The sequence below is a fragment of the Paenibacillus durus genome, from assembly GCF_000756615.1.
Classification (GTDB): domain Bacteria; phylum Bacillota; class Bacilli; order Paenibacillales; family Paenibacillaceae; genus Paenibacillus_AQ; species Paenibacillus_AQ durus.
Window position 1 is genome coordinate 3150807 of sequence record NZ_CP009288.1, and the last position, 9250, is coordinate 3160056.

A 9250-nucleotide genomic window follows, 5' to 3' on the forward strand; every position below is an offset into this window, starting at 1 on the left:
ACGTATGACAACGTATCTGTTCCCCGGTCAAGGCTCTCAGTTCAAGGGCATGGGAGAGGAATTATTTGAGAACTTCAAAGAATATGTTGAGACCGCGGATGACATTCTGGGCTATTCTCTACAACAGTTATGCCTGGAAGACCCGGAGCGGAAATTGGGACTTACCCAGTATACCCAGCCTGCCCTATATGTCGTGAATGCCTTGAGTTACCTGCAAGTTCTAAGAGAGACGGGGATTAAGCCCGACTACCTCGCGGGCCATAGCTTGGGAGAATACAATGCTTTGTTCGCAGCGGAAGCCTTTGATTTTGCCACCGGGCTCCAGCTTGTCCAAAGAAGAGGGAGGCTGATGGGTACCGTCTCAGGCGGCGGAATGGCTGCTGTACTGGGTCTTGAAGAAGAGGCGGTTCATGCTATTTTGCAGGATGAGAGATTTAATCGAATTGATATTGCCAATCTGAATACACCGAAGCAAATTGTGATATCCGGTCCTCAAGCTGATATTGAGCAGGCTAAAGAGGTGTTTGAAAATGCAGGCGCTTACAACTATGTTATCCTGGCGGTAAGCGGAGCGTTTCATTCCCGGTATATGGAATCGGTGAAATTGGAATTCAAAGATTATCTAGCAGGGTTTTCTTTCTCTCCGCTTAAAATCCCTGTCATTTCTAATGTTCTTGCCAGACCTTATATTGATGAATCTGTCAAAAGCATTCTGGCGGATCAGATTACAAGCTCTGTGAAGTGGACGGAAAGCATCCGCTACCTCATGGGAAAAGGGGAGATGGAGTATAAGCAGGTCGGGCCGGGTCATGTGATGGATGGGCTTGTGAAGACGATCCAACGGGATGCGGAGCCACTGGTCGTTGTTGAGCCAATGGTCGTTAATGAACCGAAGAAGACCGCCGAAGGAATTGAACCTGAAGCCCGGGTTCAGGCTCAGGACCAAATCCAGACTGACAGCAGTCCGCTTGCTTCCGCGCCCGCAGCTGCCCAAGATTTGTTGACGGACCAGCTCGGCAGTACGGAATTTAAAGAGGATTACCAATTGAAATACGCTTATTGGATTGGAGCCATGGGCCGGGGAATTTCTTCCAAGGAGTTTGTTGTGGCAATGAGCAAGCATGGCATGATGAGCTGTCTCGGTACGGAAGGGCTGAAATTGGATGAGATCAGAGCGTCGCTTGATTATTTGAGACAAGAGCTGGGCGGCCGGCATCCGTTTGCCGTCAATGTAATGTATGAATACAGCAACCCGAGACGTGAGGAGCAACTGCTGGAGCTGTTGATCAACCAAGGGGTTCAGAGTATCGAGGCTTCCAGCTACATTAGTCTAAGTGCCGCATTGGTTAAGTTCAGAGTTCAAGGCCTCAGAAGAGATTCCGCAGGCCGGGTTGTTCCGGCCCGGAGAATTCTGCTCAAGGCTTCACGGCCCGAGATTGCAGAGATTTATCTGAGCCCTCCCCCAAGGAACGTGGTGGATAAACTGCTGGAGGAGCAATGGATCACCGCCGAGGAAGCACAGTTGTCATATGAAATCCCTATGATTGATGATCTATGTGTGCTGGGCGATTGCGGAGGATATACCGATCAGGGCACGGCACTGGCGATTTTCCCGCTAATCTTGAAGCTGGCCAGGGATGCACAGCGCAAATTCGGTTACAAGAAGAGAGTTAGAATAGGACTCGGCGGAGGATTAGGGACGCCGGAAGCAGCGGCAGCGGCATTCGTGCTCGGTGCCGATTTTATTGTGACGGGATCGATTAATCAATGTACGGTGGAAGCCAATACGAGTGAACTGGTCAAAGATATTTTGCAGCAAATTAGTGTGCAGGACACCGGGTACGCCCCTTCGGAGCATATGTTCGAGATCGGAGCCAGAGTGCAGGTTGTCAAAAAGGGAGTGTTCTTTCCTGTCCGGGCTAACAAGCTGTATGAGACTTACCGGCAATTCGGCGCTTTGGAGGAGATCAGTGACTCTTTAAGGTCACAACTCGAAGATAAGTATTTTAAGAAAAGTTTCTCAGCCGCTTATCAAGAACTCAAATTGCAGCTCGAACCGGACGAAATTGCCAAAGCGGAACAAAACCCGAAGGTTAAGATGGCCCTGTTGTTCCGCTCGTATTTGAGCGGCAGCTATCAGTTGGCTTTAAAGGGGTTCAAAGAACGGAAAGTGGATTTTCAGATTTACAGCGGTTCCGCGCTTGGTGCATTTAATCATTGGGTGAAGGGAACTCCTTTGGAGGATTGGCGCCAGCGGCATGCCTGGGCCATTGGAGAGAAGATCATGACCGATGCGGCCAGCCTGCTGAATGAGCGTTTTCAGTGGAGAAACACGAACAGTCTTGAACAAGTGTCTACTAAATTTTAATTAAATGGAGGATAAGCCCATGAATAAGGAATACGTATTGGAATTGCTGAAAGACTGCATTACAGAAACCTTGGAAGATGTTGATGTTAACAATATCCGGCAGGATCAGTCACTTAAAGATTTGGGTGCCAATTCATTGGACCGTATGGATATCATTCTGACAGTCATGGAGAAGCTGGAGATTAAAGTGCCGCTCGTTGAGATGGCCCAGACCCGAAGCATTCAAGAATTGGCAGAGTTCCTCTTCCAGAAGAAGGCTGCGCTTCAGTGAATCTCGTTCATAGCGGAGTGAAGGTTGCTGTAACTGGAATGGGAATTGTCAGTTCAATCGGGCACGGCATTGAAGCGTTCACGGAATCACTGAAGCAAGGAAATAGCGGTGCGGCGAAGCTCGTCTTGCCCGCGCTGCCTGATTTTCCGGTTCAAGTCGGGGCACTGCTTGGTGAGTTCAATGTTGACTTTGCCTCCTATGAGCCGGATAGCGGCAGACTTGTCTCACAAGCCAAAAAAGGCTTCAACCGCATGAGCAAGTCGATGAAGACGACCATAATTGCCGCAATGGAAGCCTGGAGAATGGCAGAATTGCAGCAGAAAGAAATGGAGCCGGGCCGGATAGGTATAATCGTTGCCGGCAGCAATTTAACTACGGCTGTGCTGTATGACAATGTAGATAAATTCCGTCATTCTCCAGAGTATACGTCACCAAACTTGATCCTTCAGCAGATGGATACGAATTATGTCGGTGTCCTCAGCGAAATTTTCGGGATTCGGGGAGAAGGCTTCACAGTCGGCGGGGCTTCGGCAAGCGGGAATATGGCAATTATTCAGGCAGAACGGTTGATTAGGCACGGTTACATCGATGCCTGTCTGGTAGCGGGTCCCATGGCGGACTTAACTCCAATGGAATTATATGGATATTTTAATATGGGCGCACTGGGCGGCAGGAGCTTTACGGAGAATCCAGTTGCGGCAAGCCGCCCTTTTGACCCTTCCCACGAAGGGTTTATTTATGGTCAAGCCAGCGGCTGCCTCTTGCTGGAATCCAGGGAACATGCGGAGAAGCGAGGCGTTGCCGTATGGGCGGAGATAGCCGGAACGGCCTCGCAACTGGACGGAAATCGGTCATCCGATCCGAGCACGGATGGGGAAGCACAAGTCATGGAGCGTTGTATTTTGCAGGCCCGCAAATCTATCGGGGAAATACAATATATCAATACACATGGCACTTCGACGCCTCTCGGCGACCGTACGGAATTAGCTGCCATCCGCCAGGTGTTCCAGGAAGAAACGTCAATGATCTGGTTGAATTCGACCAAATGTTTGACGGGGCACTGCCTGTATTCCGCAGGGATTGTTGAGGCCATAGCGACAGTACAGCAAATGGTTCACGGATTCCTGCATCCGAATATTAACCTCGAGCAGCCGATTGATGAGCGGTTCCGTTTCACAGGGAAGACTGCCGAACAATATCAAGTGGAGGCAGCACTTAGCAATTCTTTTGGCTTTGGCGGAGTGAACTCCAGCATTCTATTTACAAGGGGTTGAAATACGTGAGCGTAGGGATTGAGTCGATAAATTTATATGCCGGACCTTCTTTCATACCTGTTAGAACTATTTTTGAAGAAAGAGGTCTGGATCTGGAACGTTTCAATAATCTGATGATGGTCAACAAATCCATGGGGCTTCCTTGTGAAGATACGGTTACCAACGCGGTTAACGCGGCCAAGCCCATTGTTGATCAATTATCGGCAGAGGATAAAGGCCGGATCGAACTCGTCATTACGGCCAGTGAGTCCGGTCTTGATTTCGGCAAATCTCTGAGTACGTATATTCATGATTATTTGGGCCTGAACCGGAACTGCCGCTTATTTGAGCTGAAGCAGGCCTGTTATGGAGGTACAGCGGCTCTGCACATGGCAGCAAGTTTCATCGCATCCGGCGCTTCTCCGGGCGCCAAAGCTCTTGTAATTGCAAGCGACGTTGCCCGCGCAGCCGCCAAGAAAACCTATGCGGAAGTGTCACAAGCCGTGGGCGCAGTAGCGATGCTGGTCAGCGACAAGCCGGACATCCTGGAGCTCGACTGGGGAGCAACCGGCTACTATGGTTATGAGGTCATGGATACCTGCAGACCATTGCCGGAAATAGAGACCGGGGACCCTGATTTGTCGCTGCTCTCCTATCTGGATTGTCTGGAAAATAGCTATAAGAATTATACAGAGAGAGTAGACGAAGCGGATTTTCGTGAAACCTTTGACTATCTGGTATTCCATACTCCCTTTGCCGGAATGGTTAAAGGCGGTCACCGGAAGATGATGCGGGACTTATACCGGCTCAAGCCGGATTTGATTGAAGCGGACTTTGCCAGACGTGTAAGTCCATCCATTCAGCATTGCGTGCAGGTAGGGAATATCTATTCCGCTACTGTGTATATGGCTCTCTGCAGTCTGCTGGACAATGGTGAGATTAACAATGTGAAGCGCCTGGGCATATTCTCATACGGTTCGGGTTGCTCTTCTGAATTTTACAGCGGTATCGTCACGCCGGATTCCAAGCGGAAGATCAAGCAAATGAACATCCAGCAGCAGTTGTCCAGACGTTATCCTCTGAACATGGATGAATATGACCGTCTGCTGGATTTGAATCTGGAATGGATCTTTGGAGTACAGAACAAGACGGTCGATGTGGCTCCGTTCTCCGCAATGTATGAGCATTATTTTGAAGGCCGGAATATGCTTGTGCTGGACAAAGTTACGGAATTCCACCGTGAATACCGCTTTAGCTAAATTGACCGGAGAGCGCAGGGATGACCATGAATACCTTACTAGTCGAACGTATGAGCTATGGAACCCAGATCACCTTGAACCGGAGAGCGGCCCGGAACAGCATTAACAGGGAACTGCTGCTGGAATTAAACACGCTGCTGGATGAGCTGGAAGGAGATCCCTGCAAGATCATTGTCTTGCAGGGACAGCCGGGTTATTTTTGTACAGGGATGGATTTCTCGGAAGTTACTGAAACCTCTGCCCGGGGGGACGACGGTGCCACGCTGGAATTGAGTACGTTATACATGCATACACTCAAACGTATTTCGTTATTTCCCAAAGTTATTATCTCTGTAGTGGATGGTGAAGCCATTGCCGGCGGTTTAGGGATTATGGCCGCATCTGACTTGGTTATTGCCACCCCCAGATCAAGGTTCGCTCTTTCCGAAGCGTTATGGGGACTGTTGCCTTCGATGGCGGTACCCTATATCATGCGCAGAACCGGTTATCAGAAAGCTTATGTCCTGTCGTTAACCACAATGCCGGTTGGTGCAGAAGCGGCCTTGTCCATGAATCTCATCGATGAAATCCATGATTCTCCGCCAGAGAGCATTCACCAGTTCAGCCAAAGGCTGCTCAGAATAAAATCGGAAACGGTTCTTAACATGAAAGCCTATTTCCGCAAGCTTTGGCTGATTGACAATGAGATGGAAGAAATGGCAATCGAAAGAACGAACAGCCTGGTATCAGACCCGCGGATTAAAGAAGACATCCGAAACTATCTGCTCTACAAAAAATTTCCGTGGGAATAGTCATGTGAGGGGGATGTGCGTTGATTGTAATTAAAAATGTGATCAAAAACTACCGCTTGGGTGAGACGGATATCAAAGCTTTACGCGGGGTCAATCTGAAAATAGACAAGGGTGATTTTTCAACCATAGCCGGAGCCTCCGGCAGCGGGAAATCAACTTTATTAAATCTGATTGGCTGTCTGGACCGGCCTACCAGCGGGGAGATATGGATTGGCGGCACTCAGGTCAATAACTTGACGGAACACCAGTTGGATCAACTGCGTTTAAGAACAATCGGCTTCATCTTTCAGAGCTTTAATCTGATCCCTGTCCTGAATGTATATGAGAATGTAGAATTGCCGCTGCTCATTATGAAGGAAGTCAGTGCTTCAGAGCGTAAGAAGAGAGTTAATCACTTCATCGAAGCTGTGGGCTTGAAAGACTTTGGCCAAAGAAAGCCTTCAGAACTGTCGGGAGGCCAAAGGCAGCGTGTAGCGGTCGCCAGAGCGCTTGTGACGAAGCCGCAGCTAGTGCTGGCGGACGAACCGACAGCCAATCTCGATTCCAAGGTGGCTATCGAAATCATTGATCTGATGAAGCATATCCGCAGCACGGAGAACACGACCTTTGTATTCTCCACCCATGATCCCAAAATCATGGAGAGAGCAGATAAAATACTCCGCATTGAAGACGGCGTAATTATCGGCGGGAAGGGAGACTGAATATGTTCCGAATCTCTTTTAGGAATATGTTTCAGAATAAAGGCCGCTCTTTCATGATCGGTTTTTTTGTTATGTTCGCGACCATCCTTTATATCGTATTCAGCTCTTTTGTCAGCACTATGCGGAGCGGGATGGAGGATAAGATCATCCAGGCGGTGACGGGCAACTTGCAGATCAGACCGGCTAGTGCTACTGATGCGGATATGGTAACGATGAAGCATCAGGCTAACAGCAAGAGCTTCATGGATAAAGCAGAAGCCAATCAGATCGTATCCGAAATTGAGAGCGAAACCGAGCTGGCGGTCCGGCGGGTCCGCTTCAGTACCATACTAACCGCCAATGGAGCGAAATATCCGGTCACACTGGTCGGACTGGACCAGGATTTCCCGGAGTATAAACAAGCCTTCAAATTAACGGACGGACGTTATCTTGATGGGAGCGGCGAAGGAGAAATACTGTTGACCACCGCCCAGGCAACCAAGCTTGGCGTTAAGGTAGGAGACAGTATCGAAGTCTATTCTATGAAGCTGAATCCTCCGGCGCCGGACGGAAAGCTAAAGGTTGTTGGAATAGGCGATTTTGAAATGCTCAGTATGTTTGGTTATTCGGCTGCTTACACCCAGCTCCCTAGTGCGCAGCATTTTATCGGCTTTGAGAACGGGGAAGTCTCTGAAATTATAGTGTATGACAGAGCAAACCCGAAGACGGACGACACGAGTCTGCTGCAAAATAAATTACACGGTCTCGGTTTGACGGCAAGCGATGTTAAGGTATCGGCATGGAAAGACATGGGAGGCTTTATTATGGGCGGGGTTACCCTGTATAAAGCATTGTTCTTTGGTTTTATGTTCATCCTGTTGTTCATTACCGCCGTCCTGTTAATGAATCTAATCCTGATGATCGCTGTGGAAAGACGTCAGGAGATCGGGACCATGAGGGCCATCGGCTTTAGCAGAAACAATATTATCCTGATCTTCATCGCTGAAATTTTGCTGATCTGCTTATTTTTTAATATCGCCGGATTTGTTATTGGCAGCGGCATTGTAGCCGGATTATCCCATATCGCGATTCATACGATGCCTCCTTTAACCTATGTCATGGGAAGTGAATTTTTTATCCAATATAATGCCGTACAGGTTCTTCCGATCATAGGCATCATGCTGGCAATTGGATTGCTATCGTCGCTTATCCCTTCATTCAGGATATCCTCACTCAAGCCTGTTGAAGCTTTACAAGAAGGATGAAGCAGATGCTGACAACACTTTGGGGAGGGGAACTGTAATGGTGCTGATAAAAATCGCTTTACGCAATATATTTGCCCACAAAAAAAGGTCAGCAATGATCGGTGCCGCTATCTTTATTTCCTGTTTATTTATCCTGCTTAGCACGTCTGCCATGAACGGAGTTCAGCAGCAGGTATTAAAGGGGTATATGAACATCCAGTCGGGACATGTGGCCGTGGAATGGGAAGAGCAACAAAAGATCAGCGGCAGCGACCCTGGTAAATTCTCCGAGAACGGCAAGACATATGATCTGCGAAAGGACGCTGAGAATAAGGCGGCTCTTCAGAGACTGGATGCTTACTTACAGAAGCATGATGATGAGATCAAGGCTTTTTATCCTACCATTCATCGTAATGCTTATATTATGAAAGGCAGCTCGATGGATTTTGTCATGCTGTATGGGCTTACGGAAGCGAGCGGACATTTCTTCAGTGATACGAAGACGGTGGAACCGGACAGCGGTACTTTCGATTTTAAGCAGGAAAATGATCTTTATCTCAGCGAAGAAAAGCTGGCAGATAACAATCTGAAGGTCGGAGATACCATTACGATCGATTACACCTCGGCGGAGGGTCAGGCCAAAAGCGCAAATTTCCATATAGCCGGAACCTACGCGAACGGAGCCGGTTACAATAATATTTATGCTTATGTGCCGGACAGCTATTTAAGAAAGCTATTGGCTGTAGAGCCGGAATACTTCGATATCGGCAGGCTGTATCTTAAGAACAGTGCTAACGCCGGAGCATTCTCATCCGCATTGGATGCCGAATTGTTGAGAGGAAACCCGGTGCTGCGAGCGGAGCCTTATTCACTGGCTTCGGAATTTTATACGAATACCTCCAAAATTATGAAGCTCTTCTTCAATATCTTCTTTATTTTCTTCCTGTGTGTGATAGCGGCAGGAGTGTATACCACAATCAAAATGAACATATTCGAACGGTTAAAGGAATTCGGAAGTATGAGAGCTATTGGATACAGCCGTATGCAAACTTATCTGATTGTGTTCTATGAATTGTTTTTTCTATCGCTGCTCTCCTTGCTTGTTGCATTCGTTCTGTCTGCCGTGCTTGTCCTTTATTTCTCCAAAGCCGGGATTTACGTAGGACCGGGGGCTGTAAGCTTCGTGCTTGGCGGAGAGAGCTTCTTCCCATTCATGAAGGTGGGTGATGTTGTCTTTTCCTTTGCTATTATCATCTTATTCTCGCTCATCTCGACCCTGTATCCCGGGCTGCAAATGTGTTATCAGAACATCACCGATTTGATGCTTAAACGCCAGAAACGGGTCCCCGTTATATCAAGATTGTTCAGCTCAAAGGGCTAGGAG

The 9250-nt window shown here is 48.3% G+C and carries 8 protein-coding genes; all 8 read left to right on the forward strand.

Annotated elements, in window-relative coordinates; genetic code table 11:
- Positions 1 to 4 precede the first annotated feature (4 nt).
- Genes fabD through PDUR_RS13620 form a run of 8 tightly spaced genes read left to right on the forward strand, consistent with a single transcriptional unit; the run spans position 5 to position 9247 of the window.
- Positions 5 to 2368, forward strand: coding sequence for an ACP S-malonyltransferase (gene fabD, locus PDUR_RS13585; RefSeq protein ID WP_042206742.1), 2364 nt, complete (start codon positions 5 to 7; stop codon positions 2366 to 2368).
- A 19-nt stretch (positions 2369 to 2387) separates the two neighbouring features.
- On the forward strand, positions 2388 to 2639 hold the full coding sequence (locus PDUR_RS13590) for an acyl carrier protein (protein WP_042206743.1): 252 nt from the start codon (positions 2388 to 2390) through the stop codon (positions 2637 to 2639).
- Positions 2636 to 3913, forward strand: a complete 1278-nt coding sequence (locus PDUR_RS13595; RefSeq protein WP_052410217.1) for a beta-ketoacyl synthase N-terminal-like domain-containing protein — start codon at positions 2636 to 2638, stop codon at positions 3911 to 3913. The genes PDUR_RS13590 and PDUR_RS13595 overlap by 4 nt, the downstream gene beginning before the upstream one ends.
- Before the next feature lie 5 nt (positions 3914 to 3918).
- On the forward strand, positions 3919 to 5151 hold the full coding sequence (locus tag PDUR_RS13600) for a hydroxymethylglutaryl-CoA synthase family protein (protein WP_042206744.1): 1233 nt from the start codon (positions 3919 to 3921) through the stop codon (positions 5149 to 5151).
- A gap of 20 nt (positions 5152 to 5171) precedes the next feature.
- Positions 5172 to 5942 (forward strand): enoyl-CoA hydratase-related protein, encoded by a 771-nt coding sequence (locus PDUR_RS13605; RefSeq protein ID WP_042206745.1) that lies wholly within the window; start codon positions 5172 to 5174, stop codon positions 5940 to 5942.
- Between the two features lie 20 nt (positions 5943 to 5962).
- Complete coding sequence (locus PDUR_RS13610) at positions 5963 to 6643, forward strand: ABC transporter ATP-binding protein (RefSeq protein WP_042206746.1); 681 nt, start codon at positions 5963 to 5965, stop codon at positions 6641 to 6643.
- 53 nt (positions 6644 to 6696) lie between these two features.
- Positions 6697 to 7887 carry an ABC transporter permease gene (locus PDUR_RS13615; RefSeq protein WP_169744911.1) on the forward strand — a complete coding sequence of 397 codons (1191 nt, stop codon included), beginning with the start codon at positions 6697 to 6699 and terminating at the stop codon, positions 7885 to 7887.
- A gap of 37 nt (positions 7888 to 7924) precedes the next feature.
- Positions 7925 to 9247, forward strand: a complete 1323-nt coding sequence (locus tag PDUR_RS13620; protein WP_042206748.1) for an ABC transporter permease — start codon at positions 7925 to 7927, stop codon at positions 9245 to 9247.
- Positions 9248 to 9250 lie beyond the last annotated feature (3 nt).